The following is a 19,594-nucleotide window of genomic DNA, read 5'->3' on the forward strand; positions in this document are numbered from 1 at the left end:
ACTCGTGCCGCGTCGGCGGCACGGGTGGGCGCAGACGACACCTCTGCAGCGCGCCCCCGGCTTGGACCCGCCGACCGCGGCCCGGCATGGGCTGGTCGCGCAGTTCCCCGCGCCCCTTGAGGGGGCGCACCCGCCGTCTGCGGGCACTCGTGCCGCGTCGGCGGCACGGGTGGGCGCAGACGGCACCTCTGCAGCGCGCCCCCGCTTGGACCCACCGTCCGCCGACCGCGGCCCGGCATGGGCTGGTCGCGCAGTTCCCCGCGCCCCTTCGGGGGCGCACCCGCCACGGGGGCACGGGGGGCGTCCCCCGTGCCCCCGACCGCTCAGGTCAGTTCCGCCGCCCCCGTCGCGACAGCAGCACCGCTCCCCCACCGGCCGCCAGCAGCGCCACCGCGCCCGCCGCCACGTACGGGGTGGCCGAATCCCCGCCCGTTTCCGCGAGGTTGGTCTCCGCGCGGGCGCCCTGGGGCTCGACGGCGGGCTCCGGCTTCTCAGGCGCGTCGGGGGCCTCGGGGGCAGCTGCCTCCGGCTCCTCCGCGGCCTCCTCCGCCGACGCCGGCGTCTCGCACCGCGACTCCGCCAGTGTGAGCCGCCCCTCCACCTCGGCCACGTTCAGCTTCGCCGGGTTGACCGACACCTCCAGCCTCAGGGCGGTGGCCGCGGCCGTGGACGACGTCGTCTCGGTCGTGGACAGGTCGAGGCGGACCGACCCCACCCCCGGCACGTCGACGTGCGTAGGACCGCCCGCGCTCAGCGAGACCCGCTTGCCGAGGACGGTGACCGCGGCGGGCAGGGTGACGGAGGCGTGAGGGGTCTCCCCCGCCTCGCAGACCGCCTTGGAGCTCACCGCCTCGATCTCCACGACCGACAGCAGCGGCAGCCCGGGGACGTGCAGGCGGGCGTCGGCGAGGGTGGTGGACGCCTCCGCCCTGTCCCCCTCGACGGTCGCGACCGCGTCGGCCGCCTGCGCGCGCAGCACGCTGAACGGCTTGCCACGGTCGACGCCGTCCAGGGTGGCGGTGAGGGCCGTCTTCCGCGCGCTGTCCGGCGCCTCGACCTCGTTGAGGGAGACGGTGAGCGGGACCTGCACCGACTTGTTGAGCAGGGACACGTCGAGGTCGGTGCGCAGCACGGAGGCGCTCGCGTGGCCGTGGCCCTCGGTGGCGTACGCCGGTGCCGCGCCGGCGAGGGCGACGGGTCCCGCGGTGAGCGCGCAGGCCACGGCTGCGGCGGACCAACGGCGGGCATGCGTACGGAAGTTGATGGTGTACAAGGTGGTGGGACCCCCATGAGACTTTGCTGGGACCCGGACAGAATGTCCGTGCCCCCGCCGCCCCGTCAGCGATCCGCCGACTCTTCACTCCTTCGAGGAAGACCGGAGAACGTTTTCGATTTTCGGGGTACGGCTGTTCGCCGACGTCACCCTCCCGTGCCCCACCGGCGGGCGCGCCTACGCGACGACGCGCCCGTTCAGCACCACCCGGCGCGGATCGGTCAGCACCCGGAGGTCCGCGCGCGGATCGGCGCCGTAGACCACCAGGTCGGCCGGGGCGCCCTCCTCCAGGCCGGGGCGGCCGAGCCACGCCCTGGCCTTCCAGGTGCCGGCGGCGAGCGCCTCGACGGGCGGGAGTCCGGCCTCGGCCAGTTCCGCCACCTCCTCGGCGGCCAGCCCGTGCGGGAGGGTGCCGCCGGCGTCGGTGCCGACGAAGACTGGAATGCCGGCGTCGTAGGCGGAGCGCACGGTGTCGTAACGGCGCTCGTGGAGCCGGCGCATATGGGCGGACCAGCGCGGGAACTTGGCCTCGCCGCCGTCGGCGAGCGCGGGGAACGTGGCGATGTTGATCAGCGTGGGCACGATCGCCACGCCCCGCTCGGCGAAGAGCGGGATGGTCTCGTCGGTGAGCCCGGTGGCGTGCTCGACGCAGTCGATGCCGGCCTCGACGAGGTCGCGCAGGGAGTCCTCGGCGAAGCAGTGGGCGGTGACGCGGGCGCCCAGCCGGTGCGCCTCCGCGATGGCCGCCTCCACCGCGCCGCGCGGCCAGCAGGCCGACAGGTCGCCCAGGTCGCGGTCGATCCAGTCGCCGACCAGCTTCACCCAGCCGTCGCCGCGCCGGGCCTCCTGGGCGACGTACGCGACGAGGTCGTCGGGCTCGACCTCCCAGGCGTAGTCGCGGATGTAGCGGCGGGTGCGCGCGATGTGCCGCCCGGCCCTGATGATCTTCGGGAGGTCCTCGCGGTCGTCTGTCCAGCGGGTGTCCGAGGGCGAGCCGGCGTCGCGCAGCAGCAGCGCGCCGGCGTCGCGGTCGGTGAGCGCCTGCTTCTCCGCGACGGCCTCGGGGACGGCCCCGTGCCGGTCGAGACCCACGTGGCAGTGGGCGTCGACCAGACCGGGCAGCACCCAGCCGTCGACGGTCCGGACGTCACGGGCGCCGGCGGGACGGTCGTAGGAGATGCGGCCGTCGACCACCCACAGCTCGTCGCGGACCTCGTCCGGTCCGACGAGGATCCGCCCCTTCACGTGCAGCACCGCCTGATCGCTCATGCCCCGCACGATAGTTCGTCGCCCGCCGCCCGGTGCGGGCACTCCCGCCGCCACCGGCCGTGCATGGTCGAAGGCCGTTACAGTGACCGCCTGGAGGGTGGCGACTGTGCGGTTCGGGGTGCTGGGACGGCTGACCGTGTGGCGGGCCGGGGAGCCGGTGGGGCTCGGGACGCCGAAGGGGCGGCTGGTACTCGCGGTCCTGCTCGCCCGGCCGGGCCGCCCGGTCACGGCCGACGCCCTCGCGGAGGCGCTCTGGGGCGAGGACCGGCCGAGGAGCGCCGTCAAGAACGTGCAGACCTACGTCCACCGGCTGCGGCAGCTCCTGGGCGACCCGGAGCGGATCGTCAGGCAGGGCGAGGGCTATCTGGTGCGGGCCGGACGCGACGAGCTGGACGCGGCCCGGTTCGACGACCTGGCCGAGGCCGCGCGGGCGGCACTGGCGGCCGGTGATCCCGTGACGGCCCGCCGGCTGTTCGGGGAGGCCCTGGAGCTGTGGCGGGGCCCCGCGTTCGAGGGGGTCGCCGACGTCCCGGCGCTCACCACGCAGGCCGCGCGGCTCGACGAGTCGCGGCTCGGTGTGCTGGAGGAGCGGATCGACGTCGACCTGCGGCTCGGCCGGCACGGCGAGCTGCTCGGGGAGCTGACGGCGCTGACGATGGAGCATCCGTTCCGTGAACGGATGTGGGCCCAGCTGATGCTCGCCCTGCACCGCTGCGGCCGGCGGACGGACGCCCTGCTGGCGTACCACCGGCTGCGGGACCTCCTGGCCGGGGAGACCGGCCTGGAGCCCGGCGCGGAGGTGCGGGAGCTGCACCAAGCCATCCTCGAAGGCGACCGGGAAGCGGCGGAAGCGGACACGGACGACGGCTCGGGGGCGCCCCGGGGTCCCGGTGGCCCGGATGCTGCCGCCGGCGCTGCACGACTTCAGCGGCCAGCGGGCGGAGCTCGCCCGGATCGAGACGGCGCTGCGCGAGGAACGCGCGGCCGGGGCGCCTCCGGGCCTGGTGACCGTCTCGGGGCCCGGCGGTATCGGGAAGACCGCCCTCGCGGTCCAGGCCGCGCACCGCCTCGCCCCCGTCCACCCCGACGGACAGCTGTTCGCGGCGCTGGCGGGGGCCAGTGCCCGGCCGGCCGACCCGGCCGCGGTGCTCGGCCGGTTCCTGCGCGCGCTGGGCGTGCCCGCCACCGCGGTGCCCGACGACCCCGAGGAGCGCGCGGCCCTCTACCGGGGTCTGCTCGCGGAGCGCCGGGTGCTGGTGGTGCTCGACGACGCGTACGACGAGGACCAGGTGGCGCCTCTGATGCCCGCCGGGGGCTCGTGCGGGGTGATCGTCACCGGCCGGGTGCGGCTGGGCGGTCTCGGCGGGGCCCGGCGGATCGAGCTGCGGGAGATGTCGGAGGAGGACGGTCTGGCGATGCTGCGCGCCGGTACGGGCGACCGGCTGGCGTCCGCCACCGGGACGGAGCCGGCCGATCTGGTGCGGCTGTGCGCGCGGCTGCCGCTCGCGCTGCGGATCGTCGGGTCGCTGCTGGTGTCGCGGCCGCACTGGCGTCCGGCCGACCTGGTGGCGCGGCTGGCGGACGAGCAGCACCGGCTGGACGCGCTCCGCTACCGCGACCTGGAGGTGCGGGCCAGCTTCGAGCTGAGTTACGAGGGGCTGCGGCCCGCGGCCCGGTGCCTGTTCCGGCTGCTGGGGCTGCTGGAGGCGCCCGACTTCCCGCTCCGGGCTGCGGCCGCCGCGGCCGACACCGGGCTGTCCGAGGCGCAGGACCTCCTCGACGACCTGGTCGACGTGCATCTGCTCGACATCGCGGGCACACGCGGCGGCCAGGTGCGGTACGGCTTCCACGACCTGCTCCGCGCCTACGCCCGGGAGCGCGCCGAGGCGGAGGAGTCGGCGGAGGTCCGGGAGGCCGCCGTCGTCCGCGTCCTCGGCGCGCTGCTGGCGGTCACGGACATAGCCGACCGCGACCACATGGGCCAGAGCATGTTCCACCGGGACGCCCCGCGCTGGCGGCCGGACCGGGTGGAGGCGAGCCTGCCGCCGTCCGTGCCGCCCATGAGGCTGCTGGCCGCCGAGCGTGCCGCGCTGGTGGCGGGCGTGCGGCAGGCGGCGCAGCTGGGGCGGGACGAGCTCTGCTGGGAGCTGGCAGTCGGCGCGCACACGCTGTTCGAGGCGGGGCGGCACTACGACGACTGGCAGGAGTGCTACGACACGGCGATGCGCCTGGCCGGCGCCACGGGCAACCTGCGGGGCCGTGCCCGGCTGCTCATCTCCATGGCCGGGCTGCTCTACACCCGGCGCCGGTACGGCCCCGCCGAGGAGGCCAACACGGAGGCCATGCGCCTCTTCGAGCACATCGGGGACCGGCGCGGCCATCAGGAGGCGCTCAGCAACGCTCCGTTCTTCCTCGTGCCCGCGGGCCGGCTCTCCGCGGCGGTCACGACGGGCTCCGACGCGTACGAACTGCTGCTCGCCGACGGGCAGACGGCGGCGGCGCTGCACGCGTACTCCCAGGTCGGTCTGGCCCATCTCCAGGCGGGGAGGGCCGAGGACGCGGTGGAGGTGTTCGGCGGGATCGTCGCCGGGGCGCGTGAGCACGGCATCCGCACCCTGGTCGCGCGGGACCTCTACTGGCTCGGGCAGGCGTGGCTCGCCCTGGGCCGGCCCGACCGCGCGGAGGAGACGTTCACCGAACTGACGCCGCTCACCGGGGACATGGGGCCGTCGGACCCGTTCTACCTGGCGCACGCCCGCGGCTGCCTCCGTCTGGCGCGCGGCGAGTACGGCGAGGCGCGGCGGCGGCTCCTCGAGGCGCTGGAGCTGGCCCGCTCACTCGACGATCCGATGTTCGAGACCCGGGCCCTCGTCGACCTGCTCGACGTACGCCTGTACGACGTGCGCGACCACCGTGACCTGCGGGCGGCGGTCGACCGGGCGGAGCACGCGGTCGCGGTGGCCCGCGGCATCCACTACCCGTATCTGCTCGCAGGCGTGCTGGAGAAGGCGGCCGTGCTGCGGGAGGCGGCGGGTGAGCCCGTCGCCGCGCGGGAACTGGCCGGTGAGGCGGCCGCCGTACGGGCCCGCGTGGGCTGAGACGCGGAGCGGAACGTACTGCATGGCTGTGACACAGCTGTGTACCGCCCGTGTGCCGGCCGTATTCCGGAGAGTGACATAGTGCCTGTCGGTGACGTGACGCACCGGCAGGCACCCGTGTCTCCCGGGTGTGCCGCCGTCACCGACGGCAAGTGAGCGTCCGGGCTGTCGTCCCGGGCGGTCTTTCAGTGACACATCAGGGGGAACACCCAGTGGGACACAAGGGACGTGCCGTGCTCGCGGCCGCCGCGGCCATCACCGTCGGACTCGGGCTGTCGGCGTGCAACGACGACAGCGACGGGGACGCGGCGGCGAAGGAGTCGCCGGCGGCCTCGGTGTCGGCGGAGGCACCGGCGTCGCCGGAGCCGGCCGAGGAGAGCCCGGCGGCCGGCGGTGACGCGGCCGCGGGAGACGTCACCGCCCCGGGCACGAAGCTCAAGGTCGGCGACCGGGCGGTCCTGCCGTTCAAGTACACGAGCGAGAAGAAGGGCACCATCGCGGTCACCGTCACGGCGATCGAGAAGGGTGCCGAGTCCGACATGGTCGGCGCCTTCGGCGAGAAGGCCAAGGGCATGACGCCGTACTACATCAAGATGAAGGTGGAGAACGTCGGCGGCACCGACCTGTCCTACGCCTCGCTGAAGCTGGACGGCGATCTGGAGGGCGGCGCCGGCACGGGTGTCATCCTGATCGGCGACCTTCCGGGCAAGTGCGACCGGGAGACCGCGCCGGCCGACTTCAAGACCGAGGGCGCGTCGTTCGAGACCTGCTCGCTGAGCGCGACGAAGACCGCGCCGGTCGTCGCGGCGTCGTTCGACGAGGGCGACGCCTACGAGGACGAGCCGGTCGTCTGGGCCGCCGGCTGAGGTCCGCCGCTTCCCGGGTCCGCCCTCCCGCGAGTCCGCCCTGCCGGCGCGGACTTCGGGAGGGCGGTCCTGTCGGACGCTGTCGGTCTAGCCGGACTTGCCCACCTGGTCCGACGTCTCCTCCTCGACCTGCGCCATGGCCGGGTCCAGGAGCCGGGACAGGAAGTGGCGGGTGCGCTCGTGCCGGGGCGCGCCGATGACCTGCTCGGGCGTCCCGTCCTCGACGACCACGCCGCCGTCCATGAAGACGACCCGGTCGGCGACCTCTCGGGCGAAGGTCATCTCGTGGGTGACGACCATCATCGTCATGCCCTCGTCGGCGAGCATCCGCATCACCGCGAGCACGTCGCCGACCAGTTCGGGGTCGAGCGCCGAGGTGGGCTCGTCGAACAGCATCACCTCGGGGCCCATGGCGAGCGCGCGGGCGATGGCGACGCGCTGCTGCTGGCCGCCGGAGAGGGAGGACGGATAGGCGTCCGCCTTCTCGGCGAGACCGACCCGTTCCAGGTTCTGCGCGGCGACCTTCACGGCCTCCGCCTTGCCGCGCCTGAGCACGCGGCGCTGCGGCAGGGTGAGGTTCTCCGTCACGGTCAGGTGCGGGAACAGGTTGAACTGCTGGAACACCATGCCGATACGGCGGCGTACGGCGTCGATGTCGACGTCCGGGTCGGTCAGCTCGGTGCCGCCGACGAAGACCTGGCCCTTGCTGGGTTCCTCCAGGAGGTTCACGCAGCGCAGGAGCGTGGACTTGCCCGAGCCGGACGGGCCGATGACGCACACGACCTCGCCCTGGCCGATCTCCAGGTCGATGCCGCGCAGCACGTGGTTGTCGCCGAACGACTTGTGCAGTCCGCTGACGCGGATCTCGGGGCGGCTCATTTGACGGCCTCCTGGGCCTTGGCCTCCATGCGGCGCACGACGAAGCCGAGCGGGATGGTGATGAGCAGGTAGCACAGGCCGGCCACCAGGATGGGTGTCGAGTTGGCGGTCTGACTGGCCAGGTCGCGGCCGTACTTGGACAGCTCGCGCTCCTCCAGGGTGACACCGAGGAACAGCACCAGCGAGGAGTCCTTGAACAGCAGGACCAGTTCGTTGGTGAGCGGCGGCAGGATGATCCGGAACGCCTGCGGGATGATGATCGACACCATGGCGCGGCCGGGCGAGAAGCCCAGCGAGCGGGCCGCCTCCATCTGTCCCTTGGGCACGGCCTGGATGCCGGCCCGGATGGTCTCCGCCATGTAGGCGGCGGCCACCAGGCCGAGCGCGAGGGCGACCTTGCCGTACGTCCCGCCGATGATCTCCGTGCCGGGGAAGGCCAGCGGGACGGCGACGCCGATGAAGATGAAGATCAACAGGGCGGGCAGGCCGCGGAAGATCTCGATGTAGATGCCGGCCAGCCAGCGGTAGGGGCCGACGGACGACAGCCTCATCAGCGCGATCAGCATGCCGAGCGCGAGCCCGACGCCGAAGCCGGTCACCGTGTAGAGGACGGTGTTCTTCAGCGCGAGCGTGATGATCTCGGGGAACATCCGCTCGGCGATGTCGACCTGCGCGAACTGGTTCTGCAGGCGGCCCCAGTCGGCCGTGACGCCGAAGGCGATCACGGCCGCGACGAACACCACGTACTGGATGCCGCGCGACACGCTGCGCTTCTGCCGCCGGGTCAGGCCCTTCCGCCTGGGCGTGAGCGGCGTCTTCTCCGTGTCGGCCATGGGGTCAGGAGGCGGCCGGCGAGGCGGCGGACTCGTCGTACGGGCCGATCCACTGCTCGTACAGCTTCTTGTACGTGCCGTCGGCCTTGGCGTCGGCGAGCGCCTTGTTCACGGCGTCCTGGAGGGCCTTGTTGCCCTTCTTCACGGTGAAGCCGTACTGCTCGCCGGTGTCGATCTGCTCGGCGACCGTGAAGGCGTCCGCGTTGGCCTTGTCCTTCAGCCAGCCCTGGACGACGGGGTAGTCGATGACGACGGCCTTGACCTGGCCGGTGCGCAGGCCGTTGAGGACGGCGTCGGAGGACTCGAAGGAGACCGGGTCGAAGCCCTCGCCCTTGACGTAGTCCTCGCCGGTGGTCTGTGCCTGGGCGCCCAGCTTGACGTTCTCCGACTTCACGTCGGCGAGGGAGCCGACGCCGCTGTCCTTGGCGACGAGGACGGCCTGGGTGGCGTTGAAGTACGGGTCGGAGAAGTCGACGTTCTTCTTCCGCTCGTCGGTGATGGTCATGCCGGCCGCGGCCAGGTCGCACTCGCCCGAGTTGAGGAAGGCGCCGGTCTTGAAGTTCTCGAACGGCGTGTCGAGGATCTGCTGCTCCACGCCGAGGTCGTCGGCGACCAGGTCGATCAGGGCGACGTCGAAGCCCTGCACCTTGCCGTCGATCTCCGACTGGAACGGTGGGTACGGCAGGTGGGTGCAGGTGGTGAGCTGCCCCGCCTTGACGAGTTCGACGCCGCCGGCGGTCGTGGACCCGTCGCCGCCGTCGTCGGTGGACGTACAGGCGGCGAGGAGCACCATCCCGGCCGTCGCGGTGGTGGCAACCAGGACCCGGGTCCTGCGGCCGAGATGCGTCTTCACGAGGGGCCTCCTGAGGAGTAGCTGAATAGTCAGACTATAAGTAAAGGTTTGAGCGCCCCAAACCTGCCCTTGTGCCGTTGTGGCCGGACCCCGGCCCCCGCCGCAACGGTCACCCGTCCGGCGAAGGTTTACCCTCGACGACGTCGTACGTACCCGCGCCGCCGTGAAGCATGAGCAAAGAGAGCACAGCCGTGACGAACCTCCTCCTGGACCTGCCCCCACTGAGCGCCGCGCGCTTCGCCTCGATCGAGGACCGGGTGGCGCGACTGCTGGGCACCGGGCAGGACGTGCTGATCACCCAGGGCGAGGCGCTGCTGCCGCTGGAGGGCGCGATCCGCGCGGCGGCCGGTCCCGAAACGACCGCGTTGAACGTCATCACCGGCCCCTACGGGCAGACCTTCGGCGACTGGCTGCGGGACTGCGGCGCCACCGTCATCGACCTGACGGTGCCGTTCCACACGGCGGTGACCGCCGAGCAGGTGCGGGACGCGTTCGCCGAGCACCCGGAGATCGACTTCGTGTCGCTGGTGCATGCCGAGGCCGCCACCGGCAACACCAACCCGGTCGCCGCGATCGGCGAGGTCGTGCGGGAGCACGGGGCGCTGTTCTACCTGGACGCGGTCGCCTCGGTGGGCGCGGAGCCGGTGCTGCCGGACGCGTGGGGCGTGGACCTGTGCGTCATCGGGGCGCAGAAGGCGATGGGCGGGCCCGCCGGGGTGTCGGCGGTCTCGGTGAGCGGGCGGGCCTGGGCGCGCATGGCGGCCAACCCGAACGCTCCGCGCCGCTCCTACCTCTCCCTCCTCGACTGGAAGGAGCGGTGGATCGACGGCGGCCGCAAGGCGCTGCTGCACGCTCCGGCTCAGCTGGAGATGCTCGCGCTGGAGGCGTGCGTGGAGCGGATCGAGGCGGAAGGGCTGGAGGCCGTGATGGCGCGGCACGCCTCGGCGGCGGCCGCGACCCGGGCGGGTGCACTGGCACTCGGCGGGGGGATCGCGCCGTACGTGCACGACGCGGCGGATGCGGCGCCGGTCGCCACGACGCTGCGGGCGCCGGACGGTACGACCGCGTCGGAGCTCGTCGCGCGGGCGTTGGCGGCCGACCCCGGCCTGCCTCTCGCCGCGGGCGGCGGCGCGCTGTCCCGCGAGATGATCCGCGTCAACCACTACGGGCCCGAGGCCACGCGTGGCGCGGTCCGGGCGTGCTTGGCGGCACTGGCCACGGCCCTGACGGACGCAGGGGTGCCGGTCGACGTGGCGGCGGGGCTGGCGGCGGCGGAGCAGGCCTGGATCTGAGCGGGGCGGGGCCCCACGGCCCTGAGTGAGCTTTTCGGGCGCCGGTGCCGGTGCGGGACGGGGCTGTCGCGCAGCCCCGGCGCCCACAGGCCGCCGCCCGCGTCCACTCGTGCCGCCCCGGGCGGCACGAGCGCCCGCGGCTGGGCGCATCCCAGGTACTCCGCCATCGAGGCCGCACCGGGGGTGTGCTCCTCCGGAACGGAACTCGGCCCGCGTCGGGTGCTGATCCATGTGATCGAGGAGTACGCGCCCCACGACGGCCGCGCCGATCTCCTGCGGGAGCGCATCGACGGGGTGACCGGGGCGTGAATTCCAAGGGATTATCGGAATACCTCGCACAAAGACTCACGCGACATTCTCCGGCTTATTTCCCTATTACTCTGCAGAACAGCTTCCCGTCTTCTCCTGCCCGGTCTCCCGGAGCCTAAACTCCCCAATCCGAGGAGCGGCTACCGGACGTTTCCGAGCGTGGTCACGAGAGTTACACAGATGTGACCGGTTCCACATCGCGCCCGATTCATGCCGGTTTACCCCGTGCGAAACGGGACATTTCACCGACTGCTCGCGCGGACACACCTGCACGCGCGATAACACATGACGCGCTCGTACGTAACCCCGCAGGACGATGCAATTTTGAATTTACCTCGGTAAGTTCAATTCGCATGACTGCCGCACAAGCAGACCTGCAAATCGACCGCCCGACCGTGGCGGACGGAGCCGTGCTGTGGCGGATAGCCAGGGACTCGAAGGTCCTCGACCTGAACTCGTCGTACAGCTATCTGCTGTGGTGCCGTGACTTCGCCGCCACCTCGGCCGTCGCTCGCGACGAGCGCGGGGAGGCGGTCGGCTTCATCACCGGCTACCTCCGCCCGGACAGCCCGCGCACCCTGCTGGTCTGGCAGGTCGCCGTCGACGAGGCGCACCGCGGCCGTGGTCTGGCCGCCGCCATGCTCGACGCGCTGGCCGCCCGGACCGCCGCGGAGCACGGCGTGGACACCGTGGAAACCACCGTCGCACCCGGCAACACCGCCTCCGAGCGCCTGTTCACCGCGTTCGCGGAGCGCCACGGCGCCCTGCTGGAGCGCGAGGTGCTGTTCGGCACCACGGACTTCCCGGACGGACCGCACGACCCCGAAGTACTGCACCGCATCGGGCCGTTCGCTCTCTGACGCGCCGGCCCGGCCCCCCGATCTTCCGACTCCCTCTGACTTCCCACGCCACCGAGGAGCGATTCGTCGTGACCATCACCCAGCCCGACCTCAGCGTCTTCGAGACCCTCGAGTCCGAGGTGCGCAGCTACTGCCGCGGCTGGCCCACCGTCTTCGACCGCGCGCACGGCAGCCGCATGTACGACGAGGACGGCCACGAGTACCTCGACTTCTTCGCCGGAGCCGGTTCACTCAACTACGGCCACAACAACCCCGTCCTGAAACGCGCCCTGATCGACTACCTGGAGCGGGACGGCGTCACGCACGGGCTCGACATGTCGACGACGGCCAAGCGTGCGTTCCTGGAGTCCTTCCAGAACTACATCCTGCGCCCCCGTGACCTGCCGTACAAGGTCATGTTCCCGGGCCCGACGGGCACCAACGCCGTGGAGTCCGCGCTGAAGCTGGCGCGGAAGGTGAAGGGCCGCGAGTCCGTCGTGTCGTTCACCAACGCCTTCCACGGCATGTCGCTGGGCTCGCTCGCCGTGACCGGCAACGCCTTCAAGCGGGCCGGCGCCGGTGTCCCGCTGGTGCACGGCACGCCCATGCCGTTCGACAACTACTTCGACGGCCAGGTCCCGGACTTCCTGTGGTTCGAGCGCATCCTGGAGGACCAGGGCTCGGGCCTCAACAAGCCGGCCGCCGTGATCGTCGAGACCGTGCAGGGCGAGGGCGGCATCAACGTGGCGCGGCCCGAGTGGCTGCGCGCCCTGGCCGACCTGTGCGAGCGCCAGGACATGCTGCTCATCGTCGACGACATCCAGATGGGCTGCGGCCGCACCGGCGCGTTCTTCTCCTTCGAGGAGTCGGGCATCACGCCGGACATCGTCACCGTCTCCAAGTCGATCAGCGGCTACGGCCTGCCCATGGCCCTCACCATGTTCAAGCCGGAGCTCGACGTCTGGGAGCCGGGCGAGCACAACGGCACGTTCCGCGGCAACAACCCCGCGTTCGTGACGGCCACCGCCGCCCTGGAGGCGTACTGGGCGGACGGCTCCGCGATGGAGAAGCAGACCCGGGGACGCGGCGAGCAGGTGGAGCAGGCGATGATCGCCATCACCGAGGAGAACCTCGCCGACGTCAAGGAGTACCGCGGCCGCGGCCTCGTGTGGGGCCTGGAGTTCCACGAGAAGGAGCGCGCCGGCCGGGTGGCCAAGCGCGCCTTCGAGCTCGGTCTGCTGATCGAGACGTCCGGCCCGGAGAGCGAGGTCGTCAAGCTGCTCCCCGCCCTGACCATCACCCCGGACGAGCTGGACGAGGGCCTCAGGGTCCTGGCCCGCGCCGTCCGCGAAACCGCCTGAAACACATCCAGCCGAGGAGGCATCGCAACACCGTGATCGTCCGTTCGTTCAAGGAGATCGAAGGCACCGACCGGCACGTCAAATCGGCGTCCGGCACGTGGGAGAGCAAGCGCATCGTCCTCGCCAAGGAGAAGGTCGGCTTCTCCGTGCACGAGACGATCCTGTACGCGGGTACGGAAACGGACATGTGGTACGCGAACCACATCGAGGCCGTCGTCTGCACCAAGGGCGACGCCGAGCTGACCGACCGCGAGACCGGGAAGACCTACCACATCACGCCCGGCACCATGTACCTCCTCGACGGCCATGAGCGCCACACGCTCAAGGTCAAGGAGGACTTCCACTGCATCTGTGTCTTCAACCCGCCCGTGACCGGACGGGAGGACCACGACGAGAACGGCGTCTACCCGCTGCTCACCGAGGAGGTGTGATCCACCATGACCACGACCACGCGCGTCACCGATCTCTACCCCACCCGCGGTGCCACCGAGGTGGTCACCCCGCGTCAGGACCCGGTCGTCTGGGGTTCCCCGGACACCCCGGGCCCCGTCTCCGCGGGTGACCTCCAGGCGCTGGACCGCGACGGCTTCCTGGCCGTCGACCAGTTGATCGGCCCGGACGAGGTCGAGGTCTACAAGCGCGAGCTGGACCGGCTGGTGGCCGACCCGGCGATCCGCGCGGACGAGCGCTCGATCGTCGAGCCGAAGTCCCAGGAGATCCGCTCGGTCTTCGAGGTGCACAAGATCAGCGAGGTCTTCGCGAACCTGGTGCGCGACGAGCGGGTCGTCGGGCGCGCCCGGCAGATCCTCGGCTCGGACGTGTACGTCCACCAGTCGCGGATCAACGTCAAGCCCGGCTTCGGCGCGAGCGGCTTCTACTGGCACTCGGACTTCGAGACCTGGCACGCCGAGGACGGCCTGCCGAACATGCGCACCATCTCGGTCTCGATCGCGCTCACCGAGAACTACGACACCAACGGCGGTCTGATGATCATGCCGGGGTCGCACAAGACGTTCCTCGGTTGCGCGGGCGCCACCCCGAAGGACAACTACAAGAAGTCCCTGCAGATGCAGGACGCGGGGACGCCGTCCGACGAGGCGCTGACCAAGATGGCGTCGGAGTACGGCATCAAGCTGTTCACCGGCAAGGCCGGCTCGGCGACGTGGTTCGACTGCAACTGCATGCACGGCTCCGGCGACAACATCACGCCGTTCCCGCGCAGCAACGTGTTCATCGTGTTCAACAGCGTCGAGAACGCGGCGGTCGAGCCCTTCGCGGCCCCGATCCGCCGCCCCGAGTTCATCGGCGCGCGGGACTTCACCCCGGTGAAGTAGGGACACGCACGGCGGTGACGTGTGCGCACCGCCTCACCGACTGCGGGCCGGGCCTCCTCGTGTGGGACAAGGAGGCACCGGCCCGCTGCCGTGCGCTCAGCCGGACAGCGCGTCGAGCAGCCGGTCCACGTCGGCGGCCGTGTTGTAGAGGTGGAACGACGCCCGCAGGTTGCCGGCGCGGTTCGACACCTCGATGCCCGCCCGCGACAGCTCCGGCTGGAGCCGCCCCAGCCCTGGCACGGACACGATGGGCGAGCCGGGCGCGGGCAGGGGCTCGTGGCCCAGCGCGGTGAGTCCGGCCCGGAAGCGGTCGGCGAGGGCGAGGTCGTGGGCGCGGACGGCGTCCACGCCGAGCTCCTCGAGGAGCGTGAGGGACGCCCGCAGGCCCGCGTAGCTGAACAGCGCGGGAGTCGTGTCGAACCGCCGTGCGCTGTGGGCGAGTTCGGCGACGGGTCCGTAGCAGCTGTCCCACGGGTTCTCCCCGGCGGTCCAGCCTGCCTGCACCGGGACCAGGTCGCCGAAGTCCCCGGGGGCGGTCAGGAAGGCCGCGCCGTGCGCGCCCAGCAGCCACTTGAAGGTGATGGCGACGGTGTAGTCGTACGCGCCGGCCTCCACCGGCAGCCAGCCCGCCGCCTGGGAGAAGTCGACGTAGGTGCGCGCCCCGTGGGAGCGGGCCGCCTCGCGCAGCGCGGGCAGATCGGCGATCCGGCCGTCGGCGGACTGCGCGGCGCTGACCGCGACCAGCGCGGTGCCCGGCCGCACGGCGTCGGCCAGCCCTTCCAGCGGCGCGGACCGCACCTTGAGGTCGCCGCGCGCGTGGAAGGGGTTCAGCACGGAGGTGAAGTCGTCGTCGGCGGTGAGGACTTCCGCGCCCGGCGGCAGGGACGCGGCGACCAGCGAGGAGAACACGGCGACGGTCGCCCCGGCCGCCACTCGCTCGACGGGCACGCCCGCCAGCCGGGCGTACGCCGCACGGCACGCCTCGACGTCGGCGAACAGCGGGTCGAGCGGGCGTCCCTCCGCGCGCAGCCGGACGGCCCTGTCCAGCGCGGCCACGGCCCGGGCGGGGAGCAGGGCGCTGCTCGCGGTGTTCAGGTAGGTGTTCTTCGGGGTGAACTCGGCACGGACGAGGCTCTCGAAGGTCTCCATGGGACCACTCTGCGACCCGTCCGTGCCCCCGTCCATCGCATATGTCTGCGCGGTACCGCTAAGGAACGCTTATACGTCCGCGCCGGCCTGCGTGTTCTCCCGGTCGGGCACCGCGCACCCGTCCGGGCCGCAGGCCTCGGCGTCCGGGTCCCCGTCGACGAGGGCCAGAGGGGACCGCTCGCCCCAGGCCTGGGTGAGCGCCCGGGTGAAGACGTCGACGGGCTGGGCGCCGGAGACGCCGTACTTCCGGTCGAGCACGAAGAACGGCACCCCGCGCGCACCGAGCTGGGCGGCGTCCTGCTCGTCGGCGCGGACCTCGGCGGCGTAGGCCTCCGGGTCGGCGAGCACCGCGCGGGCGGCCTCGGGGTCGAGGCCGGCGGAGCCGGCGAGTTCGAGGAGCCGCTCGTCGTCGCCGAACAGGGAACGCTCCTCGGCGAAGTTGGCCCGGTAGAGCAGGTCGAGCAGCTGCTCCTGGCGGCCGTGCTCACGGGCGAAGTGCAGCAGGCGGTGCATGTCGAAGGTGCCGCCGTGGTCGCGGCCCCGGGTGCGGTAGGGCAGCCCTTCGGCGGCGGCCTGGGCGCCCAGGTTGTCCTCGCCGGCCTCGGCCTGCGCCTGGCTCATGCCGTACTTCTTGGTGAGCATCGTGAGCACGGGCTCGACGTCGTCCTTGGCGCGGCCCGGGTCGAGCTCGAAGGAGCGGTGGACCACCTCGACCCCGTCACGGTGCGGAAAGGAGGCCAGCGCCTTCTCGAAACGGGCTTTTCCGACATAGCACCAGGGGCAGGCGATGTCGCTCCAGATCTCGACGCGCATGGGCGGGCTCTCTCCAGGGTCGGCACGGCTGCGGAGACGTCCTCCGCAGCCGGATGAACGTTCAGGCAGCCGTCGGCATTCCCCGGTGGGCCCCTGACCTCGCTCAGCTGCCGTCGGCGCAGGTCCGGCGGCCAGTGCAGCCGGTACTCGATGTGGTCGAAGGTCACCACGCACCCCTCCCCCATCGGCGACTGCGTCGCGAACCCGACCAGGGCCGCCCCCGTCTCCTTCTCGTCGCCCAGGGTGAACAGCCGGACGAAGGTCCACTGCTTGCCGTCGCGCGAGGCGTGGAAGGCGAAGGCGCGCCCGGTGCGGCTCACCCGCAGCCAGACCGTCTTGCCCTCCACGGTGAAGGAGTTGGCGTCGTCGGAGTGGCCCCGGGTGACGACGGTGCAGACGGTGGGCACGTCCGGGGAGTACTCCAGGCACAGCTTGGCCCACGCCTGCTCGCCGACGTGGACGTAGAGCACCCCGGCGTCGAAGGAGCCGGCGAAGCCGGCCGTGACCCGCGCGATCAGCTGGAAGTCGCCGTCGGGCGCGCCGAGCAGCCGGGGCGCGTCGGCGGCGGGCTCCAGGGCCTCGCCGGTGGGCGGCACGAAGCGGTCCTGCCGGGGTCCCGCCCATCCGGTGAGGACGCCGTCCTCGTAGGACCAGGAGCCGTCGGGGCCGTAGGTCCGTAGCGGGAAGGGAAGTTCAGGTATGTCCAGGTCCATGGCGTGATTGTCCCAGGAGCGGCCTCGCCGCGCGTGGCGGATCCGGTCAGCGGCCCTGGAAGGCGCCCAGGGCCGCCCGTGCGGGTGCAGTCTCCGGACGTCGCGGCTCGCAACGGCCGGAAAAGATACGGACGTTGACGGGCGCCGTTCACTTTCGTCGTTCGGGGAAGCTACGGAGGGAGGATGCCGGCGCCCCGGTGCGGGCCCCTAGGGTCGGGCGCGTGGACACAGCACAGACCCCTCCCCCCGCCCGCCCCTCGCTGTCCCGGCTGGCCGCCGCCTCCCCCTGGTCGCGCGGCCGGATCGCCGGGGAGACCGTGCTGCTCCTGGTGCTGGCGGGCATCGCGGGCCCGATGTACGCCATGGAGAGCGGATCCGCAGCGGAGGGCTGGGCGGTGGCCCTGCTCGTGGGGCTGCTCTCGCTGGTCCGGCGGTCGCTGCCCGCCACCGTGCTCGTCGTCTCCTCCGCACTGGCCGGCTCGATCCTCGGCGCCGGCCCGCTGCTCGTCTACGCGAGCTGGTCGGCGGGCAGCCGCATCAAGCGCCCCTGGCGCGCGGTCGGCGCGTACGCCGCCGGGCTGGCGCTGTACGTCGCGGGCGGTCTGCTCGGGGACGGGTCCGAGGACGCGCTGGAGCTGTCGCTGCTGATGGCGGCGGCCCTGGGCGCGGGCCCCTACCTGGTGATGGCGGTCGTGCCGGGGCTCGCCTCCCGGTACCGCGCGCAGCGTCGTGACCTGCTGTGGGCCCTGCGCCGGCACAACGCCCAACTGGTCCGCGAGCAGGCCATGGTGGCACGGCAGGCGCGGCTGCTGGAGCGGCAGCGGATCGCCCAGGACATGCACGACAGCCTCGGTCACCAGCTCGCCCTGATCGCGGTGCACGCGGGGGCGCTCGAGGTGGACCCGGAGCTCGGCGACCGGCAGCGGGAGGGAGTGGGCATCCTGCGGGAGGCCGCCAGGTCGGCGATGCGGGAGCTGCGCGAGGCCGTCGGCATCCTGCGGGACGACACCGAGGAGCCGGCCGCGCCCGCTCCCGGTCCAGAGCCGGAGGCGGCGGGGGCGCCGCCCGCCCGGGGCGCGGCCGGGGTGGAGGCGCTGGTCGCGTCGTCGCGCGGCGCGGGCGCACCGGTGGAGCTGCGCCGCCGGGGTGAGGCGCGGCCGCTCGCCCCGGCGGCGGACCACGCGGTGTACCGCATCGTCCAGGAGGGCCTCACCAACGCGCACAAGCACGCGCCGGGCGCCCCGATCACCGTGGAGCTGCGCTACGAGCCGGACAGCCTGGTGGTGGAGGTGGCCAACGCGCCGGTGCCGGACGGGGCGCCCCCGGCGCCGCCCGCGATCAGTGGTGGCCAGGGGCTGGCGGGGCTGCAGGAACGGGCCCGGCTCGTCGGCGGCATGGTGCACAGCGGCCCCTCCCCCGACGGCGGCTTCCGGCTCGCCGGTGTGCTGCCGTACGGCGACGGCGCCTCGCCGGTCGGCCGCGGGGACGCGACGTCCGTCGCCGCGGGACGCGACTTTCGGAGGCAGACCGGGATGGGCGCCGCGGGCGACGGTGGAGCGGACATCGAACGCTCCGACCCGAAGGAGTACGCCGCCATCATGAGCAGCAAGAAGAACGTCGCCCTGGGGTGCGCCCTCGTCTCCGTCGTCCTCGCCGCCGGCACCGTCGCCCTGCTGGTGTGGGGGGTGGGCAAACTGATCGACGAGGTGGAGAAGGGCGTGATACCGGCGTTCGTGTACGAGGACGCGCGCGTCGGCGACGCCGAGGCGGACCTGCGCGGGCAGTTCCCCGAGGGTGACTCGCTGCTCACCGACGGCGTGGAGAAGCAGGGCCCGCCCCTGCCGGAGGACGCGGTGTGCGAGCACTTCGTGGACGACGAGAAGGACATCGTGTACCGGTTCTGCTTCCGCGACGGGAAGCTGGTGGCCAAGGAGTCCTACCCGCACGTGGTCTGACGGACCGCCGGCTCCGGGCCGGCGTCGGGATCGGGCATGATGGCATGGCTCCGCCATCCGCCCGTCCCACCGCACCGCACAGGAGGCCGCGTGATCCGGGTCCTGGTCGCCGACGACGAGCCACTCATCCGGGCCGGCATCAGGATGATCCTCACCTCGGCCGACGACATCGACGTCGTGGCCGAGGCGCGGAACGGCCGGGAGGCCGTGGAGACCGCCCGCTCCACCGCCGTCGACGTGGCGCTGCTGGACATCCAGATGCCGGAGCTGGACGGGCTGACGGCGCTGGCCGAGATCGGCCGGGTCGCGCCCCGGGTGCGGGTGCTGATCCTGACGACGTTCGGGGAGCGGGAGAACGTGCTGCGGGCGCTGGGCCACGGCGGAGCCGGGTTCCTGCTGAAGGACTCCGCGCCGCAGGAGCTGATCCACGCGGTCCGTGCGGCGGCGGCCGGAAACGCCTATCTTTCCCCGGCCGCCACCCGGCACGTGGTCGACACCCTGGCCTCGCCCGCCGCGACCGCGCGCGGCGAGGAGGCGCGCCGCCGGCTGTCCGCGCTCACCGAGCGGGAGCTCCAGGTGCTGGCGCTCCTCGGTGAAGGGCTGTCCAACGCGGACGCCGGGGCCCGGCTGCACATGAGCGAGGCCACGGTGAAGACGTACGTCAGCCGGATCCTGACCAAGCTGGACTGCGACAACCGGGTGCAGGCCGCGCTCCTGGCCCGGGACGCGGGCCTGGAGCCGGCCGGCGGGTGAACATG

17 protein-coding genes and 2 pseudogenes are annotated in these 19,594 nt (G+C 72.6%); 11 read left to right on the forward strand and 8 right to left on the reverse strand.

The genetic code is table 11. The features are described 5' to 3' along the window. Positions 1-328: 328 nt before the first annotated feature. Positions 329-1,273, reverse strand: coding sequence for an SCO1860 family LAETG-anchored protein (locus tag ACF1AG_RS25855; protein WP_391810480.1), 945 nt, complete (start codon positions 1,271-1,273; stop codon positions 329-331). 177 nt (positions 1,274-1,450) lie between these two features. Then, positions 1,451-2,542, reverse strand: a complete 1,092-nt coding sequence (locus ACF1AG_RS25860) for an amidohydrolase family protein (RefSeq protein ID WP_359748021.1) — start codon at positions 2,540-2,542, stop codon at positions 1,451-1,453. Here ACF1AG_RS25860 and ACF1AG_RS25865 point away from each other — a divergent pair. From ACF1AG_RS25865 to ACF1AG_RS25875, 3 genes and pseudogenes are all read left to right on the forward strand, one after another. Beyond that, positions 2,541-3,356, forward strand: a pseudogene (locus ACF1AG_RS25865) (BTAD domain-containing putative transcriptional regulator); the annotation flags it as partial. The gene ACF1AG_RS25860 and the pseudogene ACF1AG_RS25865 overlap by 2 nt on opposite strands. Before the next feature lie 85 nt (positions 3,357-3,441). Continuing rightward, the gene (locus ACF1AG_RS25870; protein ID WP_391810481.1) at positions 3,442-5,640 is read left to right on the forward strand and encodes an NB-ARC domain-containing protein; all 2,199 of its coding nucleotides are present in this window, start codon (positions 3,442-3,444) and stop codon (positions 5,638-5,640) included. A gap of 212 nt (positions 5,641-5,852) precedes the next feature. Next, positions 5,853-6,506, forward strand: a complete 654-nt coding sequence (locus ACF1AG_RS25875) for a hypothetical protein (protein WP_391810482.1) — start codon at positions 5,853-5,855, stop codon at positions 6,504-6,506. 87 nt (positions 6,507-6,593) lie between these two features. On the opposite strand, the gene ACF1AG_RS25880 is transcribed toward ACF1AG_RS25875, so the two are convergent. Genes ACF1AG_RS25880 through ACF1AG_RS25890 form a run of 3 tightly spaced genes read right to left on the reverse strand, consistent with a single transcriptional unit; the run spans position 6,594 to position 9,071 of the window. Then, complete coding sequence (locus ACF1AG_RS25880) at positions 6,594-7,385, reverse strand: amino acid ABC transporter ATP-binding protein (protein ID WP_359603936.1); 792 nt, start codon at positions 7,383-7,385, stop codon at positions 6,594-6,596. Continuing rightward, positions 7,382-8,218, reverse strand: coding sequence for an amino acid ABC transporter permease (locus tag ACF1AG_RS25885; protein ID WP_359603934.1), 837 nt, complete (start codon positions 8,216-8,218; stop codon positions 7,382-7,384). Before ACF1AG_RS25885 ends, ACF1AG_RS25880 begins: the two co-directional genes overlap by 4 nt. Before the next feature lie 4 nt (positions 8,219-8,222). Next, a complete protein-coding gene (locus ACF1AG_RS25890; RefSeq protein WP_391810483.1) occupies positions 8,223-9,071 on the reverse strand; it encodes a transporter substrate-binding domain-containing protein in 849 nt (282 codons plus the stop codon). A 191-nt stretch (positions 9,072-9,262) separates the two neighbouring features. Between ACF1AG_RS25890 and ACF1AG_RS25895 the strand changes: the two genes are divergently transcribed. From ACF1AG_RS25895 to thpD, 6 genes are all read left to right on the forward strand, one after another. Then, positions 9,263-10,363: an aminotransferase class V-fold PLP-dependent enzyme gene (locus ACF1AG_RS25895; RefSeq protein ID WP_359603931.1), complete on the forward strand. Its 1,101-nt coding sequence runs from the start codon at positions 9,263-9,265 to the stop codon at positions 10,361-10,363. Between the two features lie 183 nt (positions 10,364-10,546). After that, positions 10,547-10,672 carry a DUF664 domain-containing protein gene (locus ACF1AG_RS25900; RefSeq protein WP_387794801.1) on the forward strand — a complete coding sequence of 42 codons (126 nt, stop codon included), beginning with the start codon at positions 10,547-10,549 and terminating at the stop codon, positions 10,670-10,672. Between the two features lie 353 nt (positions 10,673-11,025). Then, positions 11,026-11,532 carry a diaminobutyrate acetyltransferase gene (ectA, locus tag ACF1AG_RS25905; protein ID WP_387794800.1) on the forward strand — a complete coding sequence of 169 codons (507 nt, stop codon included), beginning with the start codon at positions 11,026-11,028 and terminating at the stop codon, positions 11,530-11,532. A gap of 68 nt (positions 11,533-11,600) precedes the next feature. Then, the gene (gene ectB / locus ACF1AG_RS25910) at positions 11,601-12,872 is read left to right on the forward strand and encodes a diaminobutyrate--2-oxoglutarate transaminase (protein ID WP_359603927.1); all 1,272 of its coding nucleotides are present in this window, start codon (positions 11,601-11,603) and stop codon (positions 12,870-12,872) included. 32 nt (positions 12,873-12,904) lie between these two features. Beyond that, the gene (locus ACF1AG_RS25915; protein WP_004932953.1) at positions 12,905-13,303 is read left to right on the forward strand and encodes an ectoine synthase; all 399 of its coding nucleotides are present in this window, start codon (positions 12,905-12,907) and stop codon (positions 13,301-13,303) included. A gap of 6 nt (positions 13,304-13,309) precedes the next feature. Then, positions 13,310-14,206 (forward strand): ectoine hydroxylase, encoded by an 897-nt coding sequence (gene thpD / locus ACF1AG_RS25920; RefSeq protein ID WP_359603925.1) that lies wholly within the window; start codon positions 13,310-13,312, stop codon positions 14,204-14,206. A 96-nt stretch (positions 14,207-14,302) separates the two neighbouring features. Here the strand turns inward: thpD and ACF1AG_RS25925 are convergent, their stop codons facing one another. From ACF1AG_RS25925 to ACF1AG_RS25935, 3 genes and pseudogenes are all read right to left on the reverse strand, one after another. Beyond that, complete coding sequence (locus tag ACF1AG_RS25925; RefSeq protein ID WP_359603923.1) at positions 14,303-15,355, reverse strand: aminotransferase class V-fold PLP-dependent enzyme; 1,053 nt, start codon at positions 15,353-15,355, stop codon at positions 14,303-14,305. A gap of 69 nt (positions 15,356-15,424) precedes the next feature. Next, positions 15,425-16,168, reverse strand: coding sequence for a DsbA family oxidoreductase (locus ACF1AG_RS25930; RefSeq protein WP_387794798.1), 744 nt, complete (start codon positions 16,166-16,168; stop codon positions 15,425-15,427). Positions 16,169-16,284: 116 nt separating this feature from the next. Continuing rightward, positions 16,285-16,881: pseudogene (locus tag ACF1AG_RS25935) on the reverse strand (DUF1349 domain-containing protein); the annotation flags it as partial. 221 nt (positions 16,882-17,102) lie between these two features. On the opposite strand from ACF1AG_RS25935, the gene ACF1AG_RS25940 reads away from it, so the two are divergent. Then, positions 17,103-18,836: a sensor histidine kinase gene (locus ACF1AG_RS25940; protein ID WP_391810484.1), complete on the forward strand. Its 1,734-nt coding sequence runs from the start codon at positions 17,103-17,105 to the stop codon at positions 18,834-18,836. A 90-nt stretch (positions 18,837-18,926) separates the two neighbouring features. Further along, the gene (locus tag ACF1AG_RS25945; RefSeq protein ID WP_359603915.1) at positions 18,927-19,589 is read left to right on the forward strand and encodes a response regulator transcription factor; all 663 of its coding nucleotides are present in this window, start codon (positions 18,927-18,929) and stop codon (positions 19,587-19,589) included. Positions 19,590-19,594 lie beyond the last annotated feature (5 nt).

Source organism: Streptomyces sp. NPDC014764 (genome assembly GCF_043082785.1).
Lineage (GTDB): Bacteria > Actinomycetota > Actinomycetes > Streptomycetales > Streptomycetaceae > Streptomyces > Streptomyces althioticus.

Excerpts from the sequence above, each read along its gene's own strand:
- ACF1AG_RS25930 (WP_387794798.1), bottom strand. The coding sequence starts at position 16,168 with ATGCGCGTCGAGATCTGGAGCGACATCGCCTGCCCCTGGTGCTATGTC.
- ACF1AG_RS25860 (WP_359748021.1), bottom strand. The coding sequence starts at position 2,542 with ATGAGCGATCAGGCGGTGCTGCACGTGAAGGGGCGGATCCTCGTCGGA.
- ACF1AG_RS25925 (WP_359603923.1), bottom strand. The coding sequence starts at position 15,355 with ATGGAGACCTTCGAGAGCCTCGTCCGTGCCGAGTTCACCCCGAAGAAC.
- ACF1AG_RS25870 (WP_391810481.1), top strand. The coding sequence starts at position 3,442 with ATGCTGCCGCCGGCGCTGCACGACTTCAGCGGCCAGCGGGCGGAGCTC.
- thpD (WP_359603925.1), top strand. The coding sequence starts at position 13,310 with ATGACCACGACCACGCGCGTCACCGATCTCTACCCCACCCGCGGTGCC.
- ACF1AG_RS25885 (WP_359603934.1), bottom strand. The coding sequence starts at position 8,218 with ATGGCCGACACGGAGAAGACGCCGCTCACGCCCAGGCGGAAGGGCCTG.
- ACF1AG_RS25880 (WP_359603936.1), bottom strand. The coding sequence starts at position 7,385 with ATGAGCCGCCCCGAGATCCGCGTCAGCGGACTGCACAAGTCGTTCGGC.
- ectA (WP_387794800.1), top strand. The coding sequence starts at position 11,026 with ATGACTGCCGCACAAGCAGACCTGCAAATCGACCGCCCGACCGTGGCG.